At 76.4% G+C, this 19760-nt stretch carries 22 protein-coding genes and 2 pseudogenes; 11 read left to right on the top strand and 13 right to left on the bottom strand.

Going from position 1 to position 19760, the window contains the following annotated elements; all coding sequences use genetic code 11:
- Positions 1-304 precede the first annotated feature (304 nt).
- Entirely contained in the window at positions 305-661 is a 357-nt protein-coding gene (locus tag AB0N04_RS25030; protein ID WP_360221532.1) for a hypothetical protein, read from the top strand.
- 233 nt (positions 662-894) lie between these two features.
- Entirely contained in the window at positions 895-1518 is a 624-nt protein-coding gene (locus AB0N04_RS25035) for a DinB family protein (protein WP_360221529.1), read from the top strand.
- Positions 1519-1554: 36 nt separating this feature from the next.
- Here the strand turns inward: AB0N04_RS25035 and AB0N04_RS25040 are convergent, their stop codons facing one another.
- A complete protein-coding gene (locus AB0N04_RS25040; RefSeq protein ID WP_360221526.1) occupies positions 1555-2142 on the bottom strand; it encodes a pyridoxamine 5'-phosphate oxidase family protein in 588 nt (195 codons plus the stop codon).
- A 132-nt stretch (positions 2143-2274) separates the two neighbouring features.
- Here AB0N04_RS25040 and AB0N04_RS25045 point away from each other — a divergent pair, with 132 nt between their 5' ends.
- Positions 2275-3261: a helix-turn-helix domain-containing protein gene (locus tag AB0N04_RS25045; protein ID WP_360221523.1), complete on the top strand. Its 987-nt coding sequence runs from the start codon at positions 2275-2277 to the stop codon at positions 3259-3261.
- 265 nt (positions 3262-3526) lie between these two features.
- Here the strand turns inward: AB0N04_RS25045 and AB0N04_RS25050 are convergent, their stop codons facing one another.
- Complete coding sequence (locus AB0N04_RS25050) at positions 3527-3961, bottom strand: CBS domain-containing protein (RefSeq protein WP_360221520.1); 435 nt, start codon at positions 3959-3961, stop codon at positions 3527-3529.
- Positions 3962-4108: 147 nt separating this feature from the next.
- Here AB0N04_RS25050 and AB0N04_RS25055 point away from each other — a divergent pair, with 147 nt between their 5' ends.
- From AB0N04_RS25055 to AB0N04_RS25075, 5 genes and pseudogenes are all read left to right on the top strand, one after another.
- Positions 4109-5005 (top strand): helix-turn-helix domain-containing protein, encoded by an 897-nt coding sequence (locus AB0N04_RS25055; protein WP_360221517.1) that lies wholly within the window; start codon positions 4109-4111, stop codon positions 5003-5005.
- A 32-nt stretch (positions 5006-5037) separates the two neighbouring features.
- Positions 5038-5469: a VOC family protein gene (locus AB0N04_RS25060; RefSeq protein WP_360221538.1), complete on the top strand. Its 432-nt coding sequence runs from the start codon at positions 5038-5040 to the stop codon at positions 5467-5469.
- An 8-nt stretch (positions 5470-5477) separates the two neighbouring features.
- Positions 5478-5825 (top strand): MmcQ/YjbR family DNA-binding protein, encoded by a 348-nt coding sequence (locus AB0N04_RS25065; RefSeq protein WP_360221514.1) that lies wholly within the window; start codon positions 5478-5480, stop codon positions 5823-5825.
- A 130-nt stretch (positions 5826-5955) separates the two neighbouring features.
- Positions 5956-6834 (top strand): annotated as a pseudogene (gene ligD / locus AB0N04_RS25070) (non-homologous end-joining DNA ligase); the annotation flags it as partial.
- A 240-nt stretch (positions 6835-7074) separates the two neighbouring features.
- On the top strand, positions 7075-7929 hold the full coding sequence (locus tag AB0N04_RS25075; RefSeq protein ID WP_360221535.1) for a DNA ligase: 855 nt from the start codon (positions 7075-7077) through the stop codon (positions 7927-7929).
- Positions 7930-8053: 124 nt separating this feature from the next.
- Here the strand turns inward: AB0N04_RS25075 and AB0N04_RS25080 are convergent, their stop codons facing one another.
- The 4 genes from AB0N04_RS25080 to AB0N04_RS25095 all read right to left on the bottom strand — a co-directional run bounded on the left by AB0N04_RS25080 (position 8054) and on the right by AB0N04_RS25095 (position 9895).
- Positions 8054-8674: a DJ-1/PfpI family protein gene (locus AB0N04_RS25080; RefSeq protein ID WP_360221511.1), complete on the bottom strand. Its 621-nt coding sequence runs from the start codon at positions 8672-8674 to the stop codon at positions 8054-8056.
- Between the two features lie 4 nt (positions 8675-8678).
- Positions 8679-8975: a PRC-barrel domain containing protein gene (locus AB0N04_RS25085; RefSeq protein ID WP_360221508.1), complete on the bottom strand. Its 297-nt coding sequence runs from the start codon at positions 8973-8975 to the stop codon at positions 8679-8681.
- Complete coding sequence (locus AB0N04_RS25090) at positions 8975-9385, bottom strand: hypothetical protein (protein WP_360221505.1); 411 nt, start codon at positions 9383-9385, stop codon at positions 8975-8977. The genes AB0N04_RS25085 and AB0N04_RS25090 overlap by 1 nt, the downstream gene beginning before the upstream one ends.
- Before the next feature lie 66 nt (positions 9386-9451).
- Positions 9452-9895 (bottom strand): hypothetical protein, encoded by a 444-nt coding sequence (locus AB0N04_RS25095; protein WP_360221502.1) that lies wholly within the window; start codon positions 9893-9895, stop codon positions 9452-9454.
- Positions 9896-10096: 201 nt separating this feature from the next.
- On the opposite strand from AB0N04_RS25095, the gene AB0N04_RS25100 reads away from it, so the two are divergent.
- Positions 10097-11197: a hypothetical protein gene (locus tag AB0N04_RS25100; protein WP_360221499.1), complete on the top strand. Its 1101-nt coding sequence runs from the start codon at positions 10097-10099 to the stop codon at positions 11195-11197.
- Positions 11198-11212: 15 nt separating this feature from the next.
- Here AB0N04_RS25100 and AB0N04_RS25105 read toward each other — a convergent pair.
- Both AB0N04_RS25105 and AB0N04_RS25110 read right to left on the bottom strand, forming a co-directional pair.
- Positions 11213-11344, bottom strand: a pseudogene (locus tag AB0N04_RS25105) (IS5/IS1182 family transposase); the annotation flags it as partial.
- A 95-nt stretch (positions 11345-11439) separates the two neighbouring features.
- Positions 11440-12123, bottom strand: coding sequence for a GNAT family protein (locus tag AB0N04_RS25110; RefSeq protein ID WP_360221496.1), 684 nt, complete (start codon positions 12121-12123; stop codon positions 11440-11442).
- Positions 12124-12219: 96 nt separating this feature from the next.
- On the opposite strand from AB0N04_RS25110, the gene AB0N04_RS25115 reads away from it, so the two are divergent.
- Positions 12220-12765: a GNAT family N-acetyltransferase gene (locus tag AB0N04_RS25115; RefSeq protein WP_360221493.1), complete on the top strand. Its 546-nt coding sequence runs from the start codon at positions 12220-12222 to the stop codon at positions 12763-12765.
- Positions 12766-12897: 132 nt separating this feature from the next.
- On the opposite strand, the gene AB0N04_RS25120 is transcribed toward AB0N04_RS25115, so the two are convergent.
- The 3 genes from AB0N04_RS25120 to AB0N04_RS25130 all read right to left on the bottom strand — a co-directional run bounded on the left by AB0N04_RS25120 (position 12898) and on the right by AB0N04_RS25130 (position 15980).
- Entirely contained in the window at positions 12898-14211 is a 1314-nt protein-coding gene (locus AB0N04_RS25120; protein WP_360221491.1) for a geranylgeranyl reductase family protein, read from the bottom strand.
- A 163-nt stretch (positions 14212-14374) separates the two neighbouring features.
- Positions 14375-15403, bottom strand: coding sequence for an ABC transporter substrate-binding protein (locus tag AB0N04_RS25125; protein WP_360221488.1), 1029 nt, complete (start codon positions 15401-15403; stop codon positions 14375-14377).
- A 358-nt stretch (positions 15404-15761) separates the two neighbouring features.
- Positions 15762-15980 (bottom strand): hypothetical protein, encoded by a 219-nt coding sequence (locus tag AB0N04_RS25130; RefSeq protein WP_360221485.1) that lies wholly within the window; start codon positions 15978-15980, stop codon positions 15762-15764.
- A gap of 241 nt (positions 15981-16221) precedes the next feature.
- On the opposite strand from AB0N04_RS25130, the gene AB0N04_RS25135 reads away from it, so the two are divergent.
- Positions 16222-16974, top strand: coding sequence for a rhomboid family intramembrane serine protease (locus AB0N04_RS25135; protein ID WP_360221482.1), 753 nt, complete (start codon positions 16222-16224; stop codon positions 16972-16974).
- Positions 16975-17021: 47 nt separating this feature from the next.
- Here the strand turns inward: AB0N04_RS25135 and AB0N04_RS25140 are convergent, their stop codons facing one another.
- Together AB0N04_RS25140 and AB0N04_RS25145 are read right to left on the bottom strand one after the other, a co-directional pair.
- Positions 17022-18122, bottom strand: coding sequence for an ionic transporter y4hA (locus tag AB0N04_RS25140; RefSeq protein WP_360221479.1), 1101 nt, complete (start codon positions 18120-18122; stop codon positions 17022-17024).
- 90 nt (positions 18123-18212) lie between these two features.
- Positions 18213-19760, bottom strand: a complete 1548-nt coding sequence (locus tag AB0N04_RS25145; RefSeq protein ID WP_360221476.1) for a serine/threonine-protein kinase — start codon at positions 19758-19760, stop codon at positions 18213-18215.

A 19760-nucleotide genomic window follows, 5' to 3' on the forward strand; every position in this document is an offset into this window, starting at 1 on the left:
GGCCGGCCTCACCAAGTAACACCCCCCCAAGCACCACCGCCACGGCGCCGCCGCACCCCCACCACGAGGGGCGCGACGGCGCCGTTCGCACGCCCCGGACATCACCCGGGACGCTCCCGGACACACCCCCCAGGCCCCGCCCCGGACACCCCTCCCCGGATGCCCGCCCCGGCACCGGCCCGCTAACGAGGCGGCGTCGGCGCGGCGGCGAGCCGGTCACGAACGGACCGCCGCACGAACGGGATCGGTACCGTCGAGGCGCGGGACCGGTTCGGGACCGCAGGCGACTTCGATCGGGGGGACGATGCGCCGGACCGCCGTACCGCTCGCGCTCGCCGTGCTGCTCGGGCTGGCCGGCTGCGACCCCAGGACCGACCCCGGCCGGAGCCTCCCGCCGGACGACCGGCCCGGCTACGCCGTCCCGACCCCGAGCCCGCCCGGCACCGTGATGCCCGAGCTGCGGGGACAGAACGTGCTGGCCGCCCGCTCCCTGCTGCCGCTCTGGTACCCGGTGACCGTGCGGGACGCCGACCAGCGGGGCCGGGTCGTGGTGGTGCAGTGGCAGTGGCGGGTCTGCGCCCAGGATCCCGCGGCGGGGACGGCGCTGACCGGTCAGGTGGTCGCCCTGCGGGCGATGCTCGCCGAGGAGTCCTGCCCGTAGGCGCGGCGGCCGGCACCCCGTCGAGCCCGACCGGCGCCACCCCGACCGGCACCACCCCGGACGGTCCGCAGCCCGGCCGACGGCCCCGCGACCGGGCCCGCCTCCTCGCGCTCTCTCCGGGCCGGCGCCGCCCGTGCGAAATCCGCTCGCGCCGGCCCGGAGCCGTGTGGCAGCGTGCACCCGGTCCGTCCGCACCCGCCCCGCCCGCACGCCCCGCGCCGAGGAGCAACCCGATGTCGCTGCCGCCCCGACTCGTCCCCCTGCTGACGGAGTTCGACTTCGCCCGCACCCGCCTCACCGAGCGGCTGGCCGGACCGACCCTGGACAGCGGGAACGGCACCCCGGTCGCCGTCAGCCCGCTCACCGACGAGGAGTACCTCTGGGAGCCGGTGCCCGGCTGCTGGTCGGTGCGCCGGCACGCGGACGGGCCGGGCGAGGGCGCGACGGTCCTGGTCGGCGCCGGCGCCTGGGGGCGCGACACCACCCCCTCGCCGCACCCGGAGCCGGCCCCTTTCACCACCCTGGCCTGGAGGTTGAGCCACCTCACCGAGCTGTTGCTGCTGCGCGCCGACCACACCGCCGGCACCCGTTCGCTCACCCGGGACGACTTCCGCCCGAGCGGGGACGCCGCGTCCGCGGTCGCCGCCTTCGACGCCGCGGCCACGGCCTGGCGGGCGGCCCTGCTCACCGCCGACGAGACCGCGCTCGACACCGTGGGGTACTGCACCTACCCGCACGGCGGCGACGCGGAGGAGCCGTTCTGGGAGATCGTCTGGTGGGTCAACCAGGAACTGCTGCACCACGGCGCCGAGATCGCCCTGCTGCGCGACCTGCACCGCTGGTCGCCGCGGCACTGACGAGCCGCCGGGGCCACCCGGCCCGCCCGGGCCCGCTCAGCGCGGCGGGCGGGCGGGGAGCGGCAGCGGCAGGGCGGGCAGACCGTCGATGCTGGTGCCGACGTACGGCTTGCCCTCGCAGTAGGTGTTGAACTCCTCCTCGTCCTTGCGGCCGAAGTACTGTTCGTGCAGGTCGCGGTCGGCGCGGTAGTCCATCAGCGGAACGGCGAACCCGCAGGAGTCGCTGACCCGTTCGGCCCGCACCAGCACGATCGCCCGCAGCCCGGCCCCGTCGGCCTCCGGCGCGAAGCGGCCCAGCAGACCGGCGAAGCGCGGGTCGTCACGGAACACCGGCTCGCCCCGGCCGTGCACCCGCACCACGGTGGGCGGGCCGTCGAAGGCGCACCACATCAGGGTGATCCGGCCGTTCTCCCGCAGATGGGCGACCGTCTCGGCGGTGGATCCGCCGAAGTCCAGGTAGGCGAGCGTGAGTTCGTCGACGACCACGAGGGTGCCGGAGCGGCCCTTGGGCGAGACGTTCACGTGCCCGTCCTCGGCCAGCGGCGCGGTCGCGACGAAGTAGACGGGCTGCCGCTCGATGAACTCGCGCAGCCGGCCGGTGATGCTCTCGTACTGCTTTCCCATGCCCGCCAGTCTGCCCGCATCTCGCCAGTCAAGAAAGCGTGATCCACCACACGAGACGATCACCCGGCGACCGGGGCGCCCGTAGGATGGCACGTGCACATGCCACCTGCTCGTCCTGACAAGGGAGTTGAGATGGCTCACGACGCCCCGGCCGCCCCCGACCCCGGCGACGCCACCACCTACGGAACGGCCCTCGGCGCGCCCGCCGGACCGCTGCGCCCGTTCGTCCTCGGCTACCGCGGCTACCGGCTGACGCTCCACCGGCCGCGGCGGCGCTTGGAGGTGCCCACGGACGTGGTCACCCTGGCGCTCACCTTCGAGGGGTCGATGCGGCTCACCGACGCCGTCGATCCGGGGCCCGGCCACTCCTTCGCCTCGGTCGCCGCCGGGCTGCGCCGCACCGCCACCATCGCCGAACACTCCGGTGTGCTGCACGGGTTGGCCGTCTCGCTGACCCCCCAGGGCGCGTTCCGCGTGTTCGGGCCGATGGCCGGCGACCTGGGCGGCCAGTGGGCCGAGGCCGGGGACGTCCTGGGCCCGCGGCTGCGCCGGCTGTCCACCCGGCTGGCCGACGCCCCGACCTGGCCGGCGCGGTTCGCCCTGCTGGACGCCTACTTCGCCGCACGGCTCGCCGACGGCCCGCGCTGGGAGCCGTCCGTCCAGTGGGCCTGGCACCAACTGCGGCGCTCGCACGGCCTGGTGCCCGTCCACGCCCTGGTCGCGGGCACCGGCTGGAGCCGCCGCCGGCTGGAGCTGCGGTTCCGCCAGCACCTCGGGGTGGCGCCCAAGCAGGCCGCGACCATCCTGCGCCTCCAGCGCACGCTCGCCGTCCTCGCCCGGCACTCGGCGGCCGAGCGGCCCCTCGGGAACCGGCCGGACGGCGGGAACCGGCTGGACGGCGGGAACCGGCTGGACGGCGGGAACCGGCTGGACGGCGCCCGGATCGCCACCCTCTGCGGCTACTACGACCAGTCCCACCTCGACCGGGCCTTCCGCGGCATGGTGGGCTGCTCGCCCCGCGAGTTCCTCGCCTCCCGCACCTCCGCCGCCACCCTGCCCGAACCGGCCGACCGGGTCGCCGGCCGGGTGACGAGCGCCGTCCTCAACCCCGGCGGCTGAGCCCGTCCGGAACCGGGGGGACGAGCCGCGTGCGCACTTTTACAAGACGGGCGCCCCCGCCGTCCGGCACCCTCGGAACGCCCGGCCGGTACGGGGGGACCGGCCGGTCACCGGGCGCCGCAGCGGCCGGCGGGCCGCTGCGGCCGCAACGGCGGCGGCGGCAGCAGCGACAGTGCCGGGAGCAGCGACGGCGGGCCGCCGTGTGTCACCTACGCACGGAGCCCGCCGCCGGAGCGCGCGGCGGCGCGGACGCGCCGCCCGCCGGTCAGCGCTTCATGTAGACGCTGTCCATGAACTCGATGATCTGCTGGTCGGTCAGCCGCTGACCGTTGCGGTGCCCCATCGCGAGGTCGGCCTCGCTGATCATGCCCACCAGCCGCTCGCCGTCGATCACCGGGATCCGGCGGATCTGGTGCTGTTCCATCTTCCGGAGGACCATCTCCATGCTGTCGTCGGCGCGCACGCAGTGCAGGTGGCCGGACAGCTCCATGGCGGTCATGGAGGACGGGTCCTTGCCCTCCGCGAGACATCGCACCACGATGTCACGGTCGGTGATGATGCCCTTCAGCTTCTGGTCGTCACCGCAGATCGGCAACGCGCCCACGTTGCTGTCGCGCATCATCCGGGCGGCCTCGTCGAGCGTCTGGTGGGCGCCGATGCACTGGGCACCGGTGTGCATGATCTCTCGGGCAGTGGTCACGGGGACTCCTTCGTCGATGTCTCCCCCCGGTGATCCCCCCAGCGGCGGTCCCCCCGAGCGGTCGACCTCACCACTCGCGGAGTGACCGCGCCCTCACCATAGGCAACACCCCGCCCACCCGCGACCGCGGCCGCCGATACTGGAGACGTGACCACGGAAGCCCCCGGAGCGACCGGCACACCGGTCGACGAAGCCGTCCGCGCCCGGCCGGCGACCGCGCTGCGCCCCTACGTGGCCTGGTACTCCGGCTACCGCCAGCGCGGCGTCCCGCCCGCCGTGCACCGCGGACTGCCGTCCCCGTACCTGACGTTCATCCTCACCCTGGACGAGCCGCTGGTGGTCGCCGGCCACCCCGACCCGGCGCAGCCGCCCGGCACGTACCCGACGCTGCTCGGCGGCCTGCACACCGGCCCGGCGCTGATCACCCACGACGGCCGGCAGTCCGGCGTGCAGATCGCCGTGCACCCGCTCGCCGCCAGGGCGCTGTTCGGGTTGCCGGCCGGGGAGCTGGCCGGGATCGACGTCCCCGCGGAGCAGGTGCTGGGGCGGCTCGGCCCACTGCTGCACGAGCGGCTGCGGGCCGCCGGCAGCTGGGACGAACGGTTCGCCGTGCTGGACGCCGCGCTGCTGCGGGCCGCCCGCCCCTCCGGGCGGGTGCCGCCCGAGGTGGCCTGGGCCTGGCGGGCGCTGCGGCGCAGCGACGGCGCCCTGGCCGTCGCGGAGCTGGCCCGGGAGACCGGCTGGAGCGCCCGGCACCTGCAGGAGCGGTTCCGGCGGGAGACCGGCCTGACGCCGAAGGCGGCCGCCCGGGTGATCCGCTTCGACCGGGCCCGGCGGCTGCTGGCCGCCACCGCGCCGTCCCCCCGGCTCGCCGAACTGGCCGTCCGGTGCGGCTACTTCGACCAGGCGCACCTGGCCCGTGAGTTCCGGGCACTGGCCGGCGCCGCGCCCAGCGCCTGGCTGGCGGCGGAGGGACCGCAGGACGGGAAGTTCCGAAACGTCCAAGGCGGGGCGGACACGGCGGCCGCAGAGTGGGAGTCGTGAGCAGCCCCCCAGCGACCCCCGAGGAGCACGCGATGGACGACAGGACCCCCACCCCGCAGGTCTGGCCCAGCCTGCGCGCCACCGACGCCCGGGCCCTGATCCGCTTCCTGGTCGAGGCCTTCGGCTTCCAGGAGGTCGTCGTCCACGGCGAGGACGGGTTCGTCGCGCACGCCGAACTGGCCTGGCCCGAGGGCGGCGGCGTGATGCTCGGCTCCGACCGGGAGACGCCCGAGGGCGCCGAGCCCTGGCCGGGCCGGCCGGGCACCTTCACCGCGTACGTGGTCACCGTCGACCCGGACGGCGTGCACGACCGCGCCGTCGCCGCCGGGGCCCGGATCACCACTGCGCTGACCGAGACCGACTACGGCTCGCGCGACTTCGCCGCCGCCGACCCGGAGGGCAACCGCTGGTACTTCGGCACCTATCCGGGCGCGCCGCGGCCCGCCGCGCCCTCGGCGGGGTGAGGCGGGCCGTGGCGGCGCCGGTGGACCGGCTGCGGGCGCTCTGCCTGGCCCTGCCGGAGGTCGAGGAGCGGGTCAGCCACGGGGAGCCGAGCTGGTTCACCGGCTCCGGCCGCCGGGCCCGGCTCTTCGTGATGCTCGCCGACCACCACCACGACGACCGGCTGTCCTTCTGGTGCGCGGCGCCCGGCGGCGCCCAGGCCCGGCTGGTCGCCGAGGACCCGGACCGCTACTTCCGCCCGCCCTACGTCGGGCACCGGGGGTGGCTCGGCGTGCACCTGGACGGGCCGCCGCCCGACTGGGGCCGGATCGAGGACCTCGTCGCGGACGCCCACGCCCTGGTGGGCCCGGACCGCTGACCGCCCACGCCCCGGGCGGTCCGGGCGACGGCGGCCGGGGCGTGCGACGGTCCGGGCGGCGGCCGTGCGCCGCGGCCGCCGCCCGGGCAGACTGACTGCGGGGGCCACCCGCAGGCTCCGGAGAGCGCCCATGCCCCAGCTCACGGTGGACGGGCGCACCCTCGCGCTCTCCCACCTCGACAAGGTGTACTACCCGCGCACCGGCACCCTCAAGGGCGAGGTGCTGCGCTACTACGCCGCCGTCCACGACGCCCTCCTGCCGCACCTGCGCGACCGCCCGGTCTCCTTCCTGCGCTGCCCGGACGGCGTCGAGGCCGAGGTGTTCATCGCCAAGAACCCGCCCGCCGGGACGCCGGGCTGGGTGCGCACCGTCGAGGTCCCGAGCAGCGGCGGCGACCTGCGCCAGGTGGTGCTCGACGACGGCGCCGCCCTGCTCTGGGCCGCCAACCTGGGCTGCCTGGAACTGCACGTCCCGCAGTGGCACGCGGCCGCGCCGGGGCTCGCCGACCGGCTGGTCCTGGACCTCGACCCGGGCGAGGGCGCGTCCGTCCTCACCTGCCGGACGGTCGCCGGGCTGCTGCGCGAACGGCTCGCCGCCGACGGCCTGACGGCCTGGGTGAAGACCTCCGGCTCCAAGGGGCTGCACCTGCTGGTCCCGCTCGAGCCCACCCCGAGCACCCGGGTCTCCGGCTACGCGAAGGCGCTCGCCGCGGCCCTGGAGGCCGAGCACCCCGACCTGGTCGTGCACACCATGGCCAAGGCCCGGCGCACCGGGCGGGTGCTCGTCGACTGGTCGCAGAACAACGCCAAGAAGACCACCGCCGCGCCCTACACCCTGCGGGCCCGGCCGCTGCCGACCGTCTCCACCCCGCTCTCCTGGGCCGAACTGGAGCGGGCCGGCACCGAGGACGACCTCGTGTTCACCCTCGCCGAGGTCCCCGGACGGCTGGCCGCCCACGGCGATCTGTTCGCCCCGCTGCTCGATCCGGGGCAGGCCCGGCCGCTCCCGGCCGACCCGGTGGGGGCGGGCTCCACGGCGACGTCCACGGCGACGTCCGCGGGGGCGTACCCGGACGGGTCCACGGCGACGTCCGCGGGGGCGTACCCGGACGGGTCCACGGCGACGTCCACCGTGAAGCGCGCGGCGAGGGCGGGGCCGGAGGCGGGAGCACAGGCGGGCCCGGAGGCGGCGCCGCCCGCCGCGGCCGCGCCCCGCACCCGGCAGGTCCTGCACCCGCCCGTCGAGGTGATGCGCCCGGCCGCCGTCACCGCCGTCCCGCCCGCCGACGGCCTGGGCGGCGCCGGCGTGCAGTACGAGCTGAAGCTGGACGGCTTCCGCTGCCTCGCCTTCGCCCGCGGCGACCGCCCGCCGTTCCTCCAGTCCCGTACCGGCCGCGACCTCGCCCCCGAGTTCCCGCCGATCGCCGCCGCCGTCGCCGGGCTGCCCGAGGGGCTGGTGCTGGACGCCGAACTCGTCGCCTGGCGCGACGGCCGCTTCGCCTTCGGGGAGCTCCTGCACACCCGCCGGGCCCGGGCCGCCTCCCCGGAGGTCGCCCTCGGCCTGATCGCCTTCGACCTGCTGGCCCTGCCCGGTCGTGACGTGCGGCGGCTGCCGCTCGCCGACCGCCGCCGCCTGCTGCTCGCCGCCCTCGCCGACGTCCCGCCACCGATCAGCCCCGTGCTGGCCACCACCGACCGGGCCGAGGCGCTGGAGTGGATGGAACGCCTCGCCGACACCGGCGTCGAGGGCCTGGTCTGCAAGGCCGCCGGCTCGCCCTACCGTCCGCGCGGCGGCGGCCGGGCCTGGGTCAAGTACCGGCGCAGCGACACCGTGGACGCCACCGTCCGGGCACTCACCGGCCCGGCCGCCCGGCCGCGCGCGCTCGTCCTCGAACTCGACGACGGCCGGGTCCTGCTCAGCTCCCCCGGGCTCACCCCGGTGCAGGCCCGCGAGGTCGCCGCGGTGGCCGCGCCGCTGCTCGGCCCCGCCACCACCGACCCCGACCTCGGCCCGGTCCACCCCCTCACCGGCCCGCTGCGCGCCGAACTCACGCTCACCGGCCGGCCGCCCACCGCCACCTTCGTCCGTCTCCGCTGCGACTGAGGCGGGGGCCGGAGCGGGGGGCCGGAGGCGCGGGCCGGAGCGGGCGGGGGCCGGAGCGGGCGGGGGCCGGAGCGCGGCCGGGTTCGCCCCCGGCCGGACCCGCGGCGCACGCGCCCGCCCGCGCTCAGGCTCCGCGTCGTTTCGCCGCGTGGGCGAACACGGTGACGAAGGCGTCCTCGAACACCGGCAGATCGGCCGGGTCCCGGCTGGTCACCAGCGGCCCCGGGCCGTCCCGGCAGAGGTGCACCTCCTCGTCGACCCAGGTCGCCCCCGCGTTGCGCAGATCGGTGCGCAGACTCGGCCCGGAGGTGAGGGTGCGGCCACGGACGGCGTCGGCCTCGATCAGGGTCCAGGCGGCGTGGCCGATCGCCGCGACCGGGCGGCCCGCCGCGCACCAGGCGCGCACGAAGGCCACCGCGGGCCCGTCCAGGCGCAGCAGGTCGGACCCGGCGACCCCACCGGGCAGGACCAGCCCGTCGAATGCCTCCGCGTCCGCCTCGGCGACGGACCCCTCCACGCCGAAGGTGTCACCGAACGCGGCGCCCGAGGCCTCACCGAAGGCCTCGCCCAGGGCGAGCCGCCGGACGGCCTGGACCCGGCCGGGTGCGGTGGAGAGCAGGCGCGGCACACCGCCGGACTCGGCCACCGCCTGCCAGGGCGACGTCAGTTCGACCTGCTCGACACCGAACGGCGCCACCAGGAAGGCGATCGTCCGGCCGGTGAGCGTGGTGGACGGCCAGCCCATGGGGTCAGCGCGGCTCGCGGCCCGCGAGCTCGACGGCGACCGGCGGAGCGGAGCTGAGCCGGGCGCGCGGACAGTCCAGGTGGACGGCCAGCTCCAAGTGGTCGATCCTGGCCACCAGGCCGACCGGGACCACCACCCGGGCACCGGGCACCCAGGGCCCGGCGTCGACCAGCAGGTGGTCCCCCGAGTCCTGTTCGACCGTGCCGAGCGGACCGTCGACGGCCTGCACCTCGTACCCCGTCAGGCTCAGCTCGGCCGCGTGGTGGGGACCGGGGCGGTACTCCCACAGCTCGGTGCCCATCACGCCTCCGGCTGGTCCCAGGGCCGCCGTTCGCGGCGCTCGTCCCGGTCGGGGGGCCGTGCGGCGGAGCCGTCTCCGGGTTCGCGGCCCGCGGCCCGGCGGCGCAGCAGCGCCGCGACGGCCATCGCGACCGCCACCGAGGCCGTCCACACCACGCCGAGGGCGATCAGCACGGCGGCCGTCGGGGTCCGCACGCCGACGGTGAGGCAGATCGCGGCCATCAGCAGCGCGGTCGTCACCACCCCGGCGGAGACCCGGCGGGCCACGCCGCGCAGCACGCCGCGGAACCGGCTCGGCCGTTTGGCACCCATGGTGCTCAACTTCCGGTCGAGGCGCGCGTCCTGGCGCAGATCGGACTCGATCTCCTCGAGGAGCCGCCGCTCCCATCCGCTCAACGCGGGTCCGTCCATCTCGGTCACCTCCGACAACTCCGGTGACGTGCTCGCACCCGGGCGGTTGCCCGGTTCGGGCCGGCGTTAACCGCCTCGGGGACCGCCTGTTCCCGCGCCCACCGGGCCGAAGGCCCGCGGGCGGGCGAGCAGGCTGTCGTCCAGGACTCGCAGCAGGGCGGCGGCGTCGCGGTGGACCTCGGCCGCACCCGCCGCCCGCAGCAGGGGGCCGGCGTCCACGCCGACCTCCAGGGCGATGCACGGGACCCCGGCCCGCCGCGCCGCCAGCACCTCGTGTACGGTCCCGGCCACCGCCACCGCGTGTGAAGGCCTGCCGCCGACCAGCTCGAGCGCGGCCCTGACCGGGTCGTCGCCCGGGGCGGCCACGGTCAGGGCGGGAGCCCCGGCCGGCCCGGGAGCGGTCAGCACGACCGTCCAGCCACGGGCGGCGCACTCGCGCAGCAGCTCGGCGCAACCGGGCGGCGCTGGCCGCCAGGCGGTACCGAAGACAGCCGCCGAGATCACCGTCATGGCCCACCGCTTTCCCGTTCGAGGCCACGCACCGTACGCGCCCTTCCAGGTTAGGCCGCTCCCCGGCCGAGCGCGCCCTGCCGACCGTCGGTCCCTCCCCGGGCGGGCCGGAAATCCGCTTGGCCACGGACCGTCGGGCCGCGATACTCCGGGGACCCGCTGCCGGGGTCCGCGGGGGGCGATCCGCAGGAGGGGGACGGGATGACGGTGTTCGCGTGCACGCGGTGCGGGACGGCACTGACCACACCGGTGTCCCGGGTCGCGCTGCCCGCGCACGCCCGTCGCGAGGGCGGGGACCGCTTCCTCCCGCCCCTGCTGGAGCCGGGCACGTACGCCGTCGATCCGCTCTGGTGCGCGCCCCCGTGGCGGCCCTGGGAGGAGATCGGGGAGGCTACGGCGGCCGCACTCGGCGTCCACGCGCCGCTGCCCGGGCTGTCCGTCGGCCCGGCCGGCGCGGTCGTGGTGGCGCCGGGCGACACCCGGGGCACCGTCCTGCTGCCGGAGCGCTGCGAGGGCTGCTGCGCCTCGGCCGGCGGCCTCGGGCCGAACCTGGCCTGCGCGGGCTGCGGGCGGGAGGTCGGGACCAGGATCGACGACTGCTACCGGTGGCAGTCCGTGTGGTTCCTCGCGGCGGCCGTGCGCAGGATACCGGCCGACGGCCTGTTCGACGACCGGGTCGACGGGCCGTCGGACGAGGCGTTGGACGAGCCGCTGGACGGGCCGGTCCCCTCGGCCGTGGAGGGCTGGACGGTACCGGCCCTGCCGCCGGTGGAGGCCCCCGGGTGGTGGAGCTCGCAGTGGGAGGCGGCGGTGGGCACGGCGCTGGCCGATCTGCTGGCCGCCTCGGGAGGCGCACCGGTGTCCGTGCCCGACGGCCTGCTCACGGCGACGTTCGGCCGCACGCTCGACGCGCTGCTGCCGGCCGGGCCGCCGGCCCGGACCCTGGCACTGGCCCTGGCCGGTCCCGGGCTGCCGCCCGCGCCCGGCGCCGACCTCCTGCTGGTCCCCCGGCACCCCCGGACGGGCACCGGGTGGCGGCCCGGGACCGCCGCGGGGTCGCCGCCCGCCGGCGGAGCCGCCACCGTCCCGCTGGACGCCGCGGTGTGGAGCTACCTGGCCTTCCCGGAGCCGCGGACGACGGCCCGGCTGCCCGCCGGGGTCGAGCGCGACGACCCGCTGCCGCTCCGGCCGTACAGGCCGTTCGCCCCCGACCGGGCGGCGCTGCTCGACCGGCTGGCCCGCCTGCCGGCCGTCCGACAGCCGTGGCTGCGGGCGATCCACGACCGGCTCCGCGGCGGCTGAGGGCTGTCTCTCCGGTCATCTGCGGAGCCGGCTGAGGATGGCTGCGAGGTGGAGTGCGGCCTGGCAGGCGATGGCGAGCTGGTCAGTGCGCATGGCCAGGCCCCACCACTGTTCCGAGCGGTTGATGCACTGTTCCGGTCTGGAACGGCCCCAGCTCCTCCGGCGGGTCCCGCCAGGGCGAGCACGGGCGCTACTTCCACGCGATCGCCCCACGTGCGCCGGAGCGGTCCGCGGGGCCCGCGTCAGCCGGGCCGCCCGGGCTCCGGGTCGGTGGCGAGGCGGGCGTGCAGGTGCTCGTCGAAGTACTCGCCGCCCTCGTAGCGGTAGGACGCGCGCAGGGTGCCCTCGTAGCGGAAGCCGGCGCGGGTGGCGACCCGACAGGAGGCGTCGTTGCCGACGGCGTGGCAGAGCTCGATGCGGCGCGCGGCGGCGGTGTCCACGCCCCAGCGGGTGACGGCGGTGGTGGCGCGGGTGGCGATGCCCCGGCCGCGGGCGGCGGCGAGCAGCCAGTAGCCGACCATGGCGAGGCCGTCCTCGCGGTTGGTCCAGCGCAGCGCGACGTTGCCGAGCAGCCTGCCGTCGGCGGCGTCGGTGACGGCGAAGGCGGCGGTGCCGCCCTCGGCCCAGCCGGTGTCGCAGCGCTCCAGGTAGGCCTCGGCGGCGGCCCGGTCGTCGGCGCGGAACGGGTTCCAGCGGGCGATCTCCCGGTCGGCCGCGGCCGCGGTCAGGGCGGGGAGGGTTCCGCCGGGCAGCTCGAGGGTGCGGCCCCAGGGGCGCAGCAGGACGTCGCCGAGGTCGAGGGTGGCCGGGCGGAAGGTGCGGTGGTCACCGACCGGGGCCGGGGCGGTCGGTCGGGCTGCGGCCTGGACCGGCTGGGCGGGCTGGGCCTGCCGGCCCGGCTGGGCGGGCGTCTCGGTGCTGCTCATCCGACCTTCCTATCCCGCCCCATCCCGGGCCCGCCAGCGAATTTCCCCGCGGGAGACGACCCGCCCCCGGCACCCCGAGGGTGCGAGGATCGACTCGTGATCGAGCTGCTGACGGCCCACACGTCCGGGTTGGGGCGTGCCGCGCTGGACGAGGCGCGGACCCTGCTGGTCGAGGTGTTCGGGGTGGTCTTCGAGGGGGGTCTGACCGCGGAGGACTGGGAGCACGCGCTGGGCGGGATGCACGTGCTGCTGCGGGAGGACGGGGTGCTGGTGGGGCACGCCGCGGTGGTCCAGCGGCGGATGCTGCACGGCGGGCGGGCGCTGCGCGCCGGGTACGTGGAGGCGGTCGGCGTGCGGGCGGACCGGCGCGGGCTCGGGTACGGCGCGGCGCTGATGGACGCGGCGGAGCGGGTGGTCCGGGGCGGGTACGAGCTGGGCGTGCTGTGCGCCGCGGACGGCGCGGCGGGCTTCTACGGGGGGCGGGGCTGGCTGCCGTGGCAGGGGCCGCTGGCGGCGCTGACGCCGACCGGCCCGGTCGCGACGCCGGAGGAGGAGGGCAGCGTGTTCGTGCTGCCGGGGCCGGTCGCGCCGGACGTCTCCGGCCGGCTGACGTGCGACTGGCGCGACGGCGACCTGTGGTGACCCGCGCCGTGGCCGCTCGAAGGACCGGCCGCGGCGCGGAGCACCGGGCCGGCCACCACCGGACCACAGGTCACCGGGCTACGAAGCACCGGACCGCGGATCACCGGACCGCGGGTCACCCGGGCGCCGCCCTCACCTGCCGGGCGCGACCCGCCCGACCAGGTGGAGCAGCCGGTCGAGGGCGTCCTTGGAGTTGGGCTCGGTGAGGTTGACCATCAGCCGGAAGGCCACCTTCAGCAGGGACGGGTGGCCGAGTCCGGCGGCGCCGGCGGCACCGAGCAGCCGGGGCCGGCCCAGGAGGTCGGCGGCGAGGCGCCCGAGCGCGAAGTATCCCGCGTAGGCGGACCGCAGGGCCTGCGGGTAGGCGCGCAGGGCGAGCTCGCGGCCGCGGTCGGTCCGCCGGGCGAGGGCCTGGACGACGGTCTCGGCGGCGAAGCGCCCGGACTCCATCGCGTAGGCGATGCCCTCGCCGGTGCCGGGGCTGACCGTGCCGCCCGCGTCGCCGACGAGCAACAGGCCGTCGGCGTAGTGGGGTTGGCGGTTGAGCCCCATCGGGAGGGCGGAGCCCCGGACGGGTTCGGTGACGGCTTCGGGGGTGTAGGCGTACTCGGGCGGCAGGTCGTCGCACCAGCGGCGCAGGAGGTCCCGCCAGTCGAGGTCGATGTGCGCGGTGTCGAGGACGCCGAGGCCGACGTTGGCGGTGCCGTCGCCCATGCCGAACACCCAGGCGTAGCCGGGCAGGAGCCGGCGGCCCGGGTCGCCCGGGTCGCGCAGGTCCAGCCAGGCCTCCAGGTAGCGGTCCTCGTGGCGGGGGGTGGTGAAGTAGGTGCGGTAGGCGACGCCCATGGCGCGGTCCGTCCGGCGGTAGCGCTTCATCGCGACGGAGAGCCGGGTGGAGTTACCGTCGGCGGCGACCACGACCGGTGCCCGGTAGCTGACCGGTTCGCGTTCCTCGCCGAGCCGGGCGGTGACACCGGTGATCCGGCCGGTCCGTTCGTCGACCAACGGGCCCGCCACGTTGGCCCGTTCGACCAGCCGGGCGCCGGCCGAGGCGGCCCGGCGGGCGAGCAGTTCGTCGAAGTCGGCGCGCCGCCGGACCAGGCCGTAGCCGGGGAAGGCGGACAGCTCGGGCCAGTCGAACTCGATCGAGCGCCGGCCGGAGACCAGCCGCAGGCCCCGGTTGTGCAGCCAGCCGGCCTCCTCGGAGACGTCGATGCCGAGGTCGGTCAACTGTTTGACGGCGCGCGGGGTGAGGCCGTCCCCGCAGACCTTCTCGCGCGGGAAGGCGGACTTCTCCAGCAGCAGGACGTCCAGGCCGGTACGGGCCAGGTGGTAGGCGGCGGTGGAGCCGGCCGGGCCGGCGCCGACCACGATGACGTCGGCGTCCTCCCCGGTCCGGGCGGACCGGCCGCCGTCTCCGGTCACCTGCTGCTCTGGGCCGGGCATCGCGCACTCCCACGGGTCGGATCGGGTGTGGAACTCGATGGAATCGGAGGGACTCAGACGGACGATAGAGAACCCCGGTGCCCGCCCGCCGCCCCGACACGCGGGCCCGCCCCGATGACCGGTCAATACCGGCCATCGGGGCGGGCCCGGCCCACCCGGCGGGTCAGAGCCCGCCGTTGACCACCGCGCTGGAGACGGCGCCCGGGCTCACGTTCCACTTGGCGAGGATCTTGTCGTACGCGCCGCCGCGGATCACCTGGTCGAGGGCCTTGGAGATCACGTCCCGCAGCGCGGTGTTGTCCTTGGCCACGGTGATGCCGTACGGGCCGGACTGCAGGAAGTGGGTGTTGGCGAGGACGAACTTGCCGACCCGCTCCGGCGTGGTGGTGTTGTACTGGGCGACCGGGTAGTCGTTCAGGTCGGCGATCGCGGTGCCGGAGGCGACCTCGGCGAGCGCCTGGTCGTCGTTGTCGAAGCGGTGCACCTGGAGCACCTTGCCGGTGCGCGGGCAGGCGCCCATCTGGCGGGTGGCGAACTCGTCCTGCAGGGTGCCGCGCTGGACGGCGACGGTCCGCCCGCAGAGGCTGTCGACGGTGCTGAGCGGCACCTGGTTGCCGGCCTTGACGACCATGGACGTCCCGGTCGTGAAGTAGTCGACGAAGTCGACTCCGGGGTCGGCCTGGTGGCCGTCGTCGGCGGCCCCGAGCTGGCGCTGCTTGGTGTCGATCACGGCGGACATGACCAGGTCGATGCTCCTGCTCTGGACGGCCGGGATGAGCTTGTCGAACGGCATGTCGACGAACTCGACGCGCAGGCCGAGGTAGTCGCCGATGGCGGCGGCGATCTCGGGGTCGAGCCCGGCGGGCTTGGCGTCGTTGTCGCGGAAGTCGACCGGTGGGTAGTGGAGGTAGGAGCCGATCTTCAGGACCCCGGCGTCCTTGACCGCCTTGGGGATCCGGTCGCGCAGGTCGGCCTGGCTGCCGGGGACGGACCCGGCGCCGCTGCCGCAGCCGGTCAGCAGTAGTCCGCCGGCGCCGAGCAGGGCGGCGGCGCGGGCCGGGAGCACGGGGGTGCCGGAGCGGCGGTCCCCGGAGCTCCGGGCGCCGGAGCGGCGGTCGCCGGAGCTCCGGACGATCGGTCTTTGGCCGGGAGTGGGGGTGGAGCAGGGGGTGTGGTCGGGGGTGCGGTGCATCGCGATGCGTCTTCTTCGCAGTGAGAGTGCGGGCAGGGAGACGCCGCGCCGGAGTGGCTGCCGGGGTACGCAGTGCGGACCTCGTCGCCGTGTGCCCGGATCGGGCCGCCGGGGGTGAAGGGCGGCCGGTCGGCGGAGGTCCGCCGTCGGGGGCGGTCGGGGTCATCCTCGCACCCCGCGCCGGGCGCCCCGTCGCCGGGTCGGTGGGCGGCCGGTCGGCCTGCCCTCACGCGGGGGCCGGGGCGCGGGGGGGCTGCGCCCGGGCGGGGACGGCTCGGACCTCATGACGTGAGCACGCCGCCCGACCGGCCGGACCACCGACGATGCCCTCACGCGGACCCGTCGCGTCCGGCGGACCTCAGGCCTCGACCCGGTACCAGCCGTTGCCGCTGCGGAACCAGAGCGTCCCGTCCCGGCCGTGGGCGGGCCCCGGGTCGATCCCGCCGGGCAGCTGCAGCCGCTGTCCGCCGGTCCGCTTCCACTGCTTGCCGACCAGCAGGTGCCGGGTCAGCTCGCCGCTCCTGGAGAGGAAGACGCCCTCGCGGCCGCGGACGGCGAATCCGGCCGGCAGCCGCACGGGGCTGGGCCCGGCGGCCGGCGCGGCGTTCCTCCTCGGGCAGCCGCCAGACCTCGACCGGGTGCCGGTTCGTCGCCACCGGGCCTCAGACCCGCGCCGCGAACGCGGAGGACAGCGGCGGACGGACGCTCATCGGGCGGGTCACCTCTGGCAGTCGGGAGGAGGGTCGGCAGGTCAGCGGGGCGGGAGCCACTGTACCGGGGGGTGCGTCACCGGTCCGACGGCCCTTAGAGTCGGGCCCATGGCCTCGAACGACCGCAGCCGTGCGGCAACCACGCTCGACCCCGCAAAGATGATCGCCGACGCCCGCCGGGCGCTCTTCACCATGGTCGGTGTGCTGGCGGCGATCTGGCTGATCCAGCTCGTGAACTGGATGGACGACTACCACCTCGGCCGGCAGTTCGGCGTCGTCCCGCAGGATCCGAGCCGACTGCCGAACATCGTCACCGCGCCGTTCCTGCACTGGAACTGGGCGCACCTGGAGGCCAACTCGGGCCCGCTGTTCGTGTTCGGATTCCTGGCGGCCTACCGCGGCGTGAAGAAGTTCCTCGGCCTGACCCTGCTGGTCGCGCTGACCAGCGAACTGACCGCCTGGGTCTTCGACAGCCCGGACTCGGTCGGCGCCGGGGCGAGCGGCGTGGTGTTCGGCTACTTCGGCTACGTGGTGCTGCGCGGGGTCGTGGACCGCAACCTGGTCGACACGCTGATCGGCGTCGTCCTCGGCGCCTCGTTCGCCTACATGGTGACCGCCGCCCTGCCCGGCGTCGCCCCGGGCATCAGCTGGTCCGCCCACCTGGGCGGTCTGGTCGGCGGCCTGGCCGGCGCCTGGATCTTCCGCGACCGCGCCCCGCGAACGGCGACCACCCCCGTGCCCGTGCCCGCGCCCGCGTCGGCCTCCCGGGCCGGTTCCGGGGCCGTCGCCGGGCGGGCCGCAGCCGATCCGGGCAGCCCCAACGCCGCCCTGCTCAAGGAGTTGGACGACCTCGGCCTCTAGGCCGCGACTGACAAGTCCCGCCCGGCCCCCGGTCTCCCGCCCGGTCGTCAGGGGTTGACCGCCAGCACCACGTAGGCGGCCAGCACCGCGAGGTGGACCGCGCCCTGCAGCGGGGTGGCCCGGCCCGGGACGACGGTCAGGGTGCCGAGCACCACGGTCAGCGTCAGCAGCACCAGGTGCGCCGGGCCGAGGCCGAGGACGAGCGGGCCGGTGAGCCAGTACGAGGCGATGGCGACGGCCGGGATGGTGAGGCCGATGCTGGCGAGCGCCGAGCCGAGGGCCAGGTTGAGGCTGGTCTGCACCCGGTTGCGCAGGGCCGCGCGCAGCGCCGCGATGGTCTCCGGCAGCAGCACCATCAGGGCGATCACCACGCCGACCACCGAGTGCGGCAGCCCGGCGTCGTCCACCGCGGACTCGATGGTCGGTGAAACGCCCTTGGCGAGCCCGACGACGGAGACCAGGGCGACGCCGAGCAGCAGCAGGCTGACGCCGGCGGCGGCGGGGGTCGGCGGGTGGGCGTGGTCCTCCTCCTCCAGCACCCGGCCCTCGGGGGTGACGGGCAGGAAGTAGTCCCGGTGCCGGACGGTCTGGGTGGCCACGAACAGCCCGTACACCACGATCGAGGCGGTGCTCGCGTAGATCAGCTGGGTGGTCGAGAACTGCGGCCCGGGGGTGCTGGTGGTGAAGGTCGGCAGCACCAGGCTGAGCGTCGCCAGGGTGGCGATGCAGGCCAGCGCCGCGCCGGTGCCCTCGGCGTTGAAGACGGCGGTGCGGTGCTTGACCGCGGCGACCAGGATGGACAGCCCGAGGATGCCGTTGCAGGTGATCATCACGGCGGCGAAGACGGTGTCACGGGCCAGGGTGGCGGACTTGTCCCCGCCGTCGGCCATCAGCGTCACGATCAGCGCGACCTCGATCACGGTGACCGCGACGGCGAGCACCAGGGATCCGAAGGGCTCCCCCGACCAGTGCGCGATGACCTCGGCGTGGTGCACGGCGGCCAGGACGGCGGCCACCAGGAAGCAGGCGACCACACCCACCACCCAGCCGGGCAGGTCCCGGTGCCAGGTCAGGGCGAGGACGACGAACGACACCACCGGAACGACGAGGGTCCATCGCGCGGAGGCCGCGCGGAGCTTCGTGATCATGCGCCGAGGATCCCAGACCGGGGGCCCGTCACCCGGGTGCCCGCGCCGGGGTACGGGGGGATGTGACCCGGTTCATCCCGCTTCGTCCGTTCACCCGCCGTAGTCGGCCAGATACCGGAGCACCTTGTCGACGTGCGGGCGGACGCGCTCTGGGACGCCGCCGGCGGTGGCCACCGTCTTGTCGCTGGTCCGGTAGGCCGCGGCGACCAGCGCCGGCAGGTCGCGGGTGTAGCCGCGGTGCTTGAGCTGCTGGTCCAGCCAGCAGACGTAGTTGCCCATGGCCGCGATGGCGTCCCCCGGGTCGAGGTACGACTTCGGGCCGGGGTGGTTCGCGGCCTTCGCCCACGCCTCGAAGACCGCGGGCGTCCACATCGCGATGCCGTACTCGCCGGTCTCCGGTCGCGCCGCGTTCGGGTCGAAGCCGCTCTCGGCCTTCAGCATGGCGGCCAGCAGCGCCGGGGTGATCTCCGGTTCGGGGCAGCGCCGGGCGGCGTCCTCGATCATGCCCCGGTAGGCCGCCGGCACGTCGGAGCCGACCGGGATCGCCCCGGGGGGCGGCGCGGCCCGGTGGGCGGCCGGGGCGAGCGGCTCCGGCGCCCCGGTCAGCGCGAGCACCGCCGCGGCACAGGCCAGCAGGCCGGCGAGGGCGCGTAGGGCGGCGCGGCGGCGGACGGGCGGACGGGCGGCGGCCCGGGCGACCAGCGCCGCGAGGTCGGTGCGGGCCCGTTCCTCCCTCCCGGGCGCCAGGCAGGCGGTGACCACGGCCCGCCACGGCCGGGGCAGCGACGCGTCCAGCCGCAGCGGCGCCGCACCGCGCGCGTACGCCTGGGCGGCCAGCGAGCGGGCCCGGGCGGTGGCGCCCAGGAAGGGGTGCAGGCCGCCGGTGAGCAGCTGGTGGGCGATCACCCCGAAGGCCCAGACGTCGGCGCTGGGGCGCAGCGCGACGCCGCGCGCCCCGGTGCGCTGGGACCACCACTCGGGCGGGACGTGGTCGGGCGAGCCGAGCGGCGGGGCGTAGGCGTGGGTGCCCTCGAGTTCGGCGGTGAGGCCGAAGTCGGCGATCTTGGCGGTGCCGTCGGCGAGCAGCAGGATGTTGGCCGGTTTGAGGTCCCCGTGCACCCAGCCGGCGCGGTGCATGTGGGTCAGTCCGGCGCAGACCTCGGCCAGCAGGCGCTCGGCCCCGGGGACGGGGACGCCGGGGCGGGCGGTGGCCAGCACGTCCTGCAGGCTGCGGGCGGCACGCTCCATCACCAGGGCGACGGCGCCGTCGAGGCCGGGGTGGTCGGGGTCGTCGACGACCGCGACCGCGAGGGTGCGGATCAGGTGGGGGTGGTCGGCGCGGCGGCTGAAGCGCAGCTCGCTGCGGGCGATCTGGGCCATGGTCCGGCGCTGGCCCGGGCTGAGCCGGGCGGGGCTGAGCAGTTTGACGGCGGCCGGGGTGCCGTCGGGGCCCTCCGCGGCGTAGACGCTGCCCCAGGCGCCGGCGCCGAGCAGGGCGCCGGTGCGGTAGCCGGCGAACCGGTAGCCGGCCGGGACTTCGAAGGTCGGGGCGTCGTACGGCTGGGGGTCGCAGGGCTGGGCGCCGCGGGGCTGGGCGTCGGGCGGGCCTCCCTCGGGCGGCGGCGGGTCGGTCCTCAC

Origin of the sequence: Kitasatospora sp. NPDC051702, assembly GCF_040681575.1 — a bacterium.
Classification (GTDB): domain Bacteria; phylum Actinomycetota; class Actinomycetes; order Streptomycetales; family Streptomycetaceae; genus Kitasatospora.

What these genes read in the sequence shown, in the direction of transcription:
- AB0N04_RS25030 (WP_360221532.1), top strand. Translation starts at nt 305, where the DNA reads ATGCGCCGGACCGCCGTACCGCTCGCGCTCGCCGTGCTGCTCGGGCTG.
- AB0N04_RS25035 (WP_360221529.1), top strand. Translation starts at nt 895, where the DNA reads ATGTCGCTGCCGCCCCGACTCGTCCCCCTGCTGACGGAGTTCGACTTC.
- AB0N04_RS25040 (WP_360221526.1), bottom strand. Translation starts at nt 2,142, where the DNA reads ATGGGAAAGCAGTACGAGAGCATCACCGGCCGGCTGCGCGAGTTCATC.
- AB0N04_RS25045 (WP_360221523.1), top strand. Translation starts at nt 2,275, where the DNA reads ATGGCTCACGACGCCCCGGCCGCCCCCGACCCCGGCGACGCCACCACC.
- AB0N04_RS25060 (WP_360221538.1), top strand. Translation starts at nt 5,038, where the DNA reads ATGGACGACAGGACCCCCACCCCGCAGGTCTGGCCCAGCCTGCGCGCC.
- AB0N04_RS25075 (WP_360221535.1), top strand. Translation starts at nt 7,075, where the DNA reads ATGCGCCCGGCCGCCGTCACCGCCGTCCCGCCCGCCGACGGCCTGGGC.
- AB0N04_RS25080 (WP_360221511.1), bottom strand. Translation starts at nt 8,674, where the DNA reads ATGGGCTGGCCGTCCACCACGCTCACCGGCCGGACGATCGCCTTCCTG.
- AB0N04_RS25085 (WP_360221508.1), bottom strand. Translation starts at nt 8,975, where the DNA reads ATGGGCACCGAGCTGTGGGAGTACCGCCCCGGTCCCCACCACGCGGCC.
- AB0N04_RS25090 (WP_360221505.1), bottom strand. Translation starts at nt 9,385, where the DNA reads ATGGACGGACCCGCGTTGAGCGGATGGGAGCGGCGGCTCCTCGAGGAG.
- AB0N04_RS25095 (WP_360221502.1), bottom strand. Translation starts at nt 9,895, where the DNA reads ATGACGGTGATCTCGGCGGCTGTCTTCGGTACCGCCTGGCGGCCAGCG.
- AB0N04_RS25100 (WP_360221499.1), top strand. Translation starts at nt 10,097, where the DNA reads ATGACGGTGTTCGCGTGCACGCGGTGCGGGACGGCACTGACCACACCG.
- AB0N04_RS25110 (WP_360221496.1), bottom strand. Translation starts at nt 12,123, where the DNA reads ATGAGCAGCACCGAGACGCCCGCCCAGCCGGGCCGGCAGGCCCAGCCC.
- AB0N04_RS25120 (WP_360221491.1), bottom strand. Translation starts at nt 14,211, where the DNA reads ATGCCCGGCCCAGAGCAGCAGGTGACCGGAGACGGCGGCCGGTCCGCC.
- AB0N04_RS25125 (WP_360221488.1), bottom strand. Translation starts at nt 15,403, where the DNA reads ATGCACCGCACCCCCGACCACACCCCCTGCTCCACCCCCACTCCCGGC.
- AB0N04_RS25135 (WP_360221482.1), top strand. Translation starts at nt 16,222, where the DNA reads ATGGCCTCGAACGACCGCAGCCGTGCGGCAACCACGCTCGACCCCGCA.
- AB0N04_RS25140 (WP_360221479.1), bottom strand. Translation starts at nt 18,122, where the DNA reads ATGATCACGAAGCTCCGCGCGGCCTCCGCGCGATGGACCCTCGTCGTT.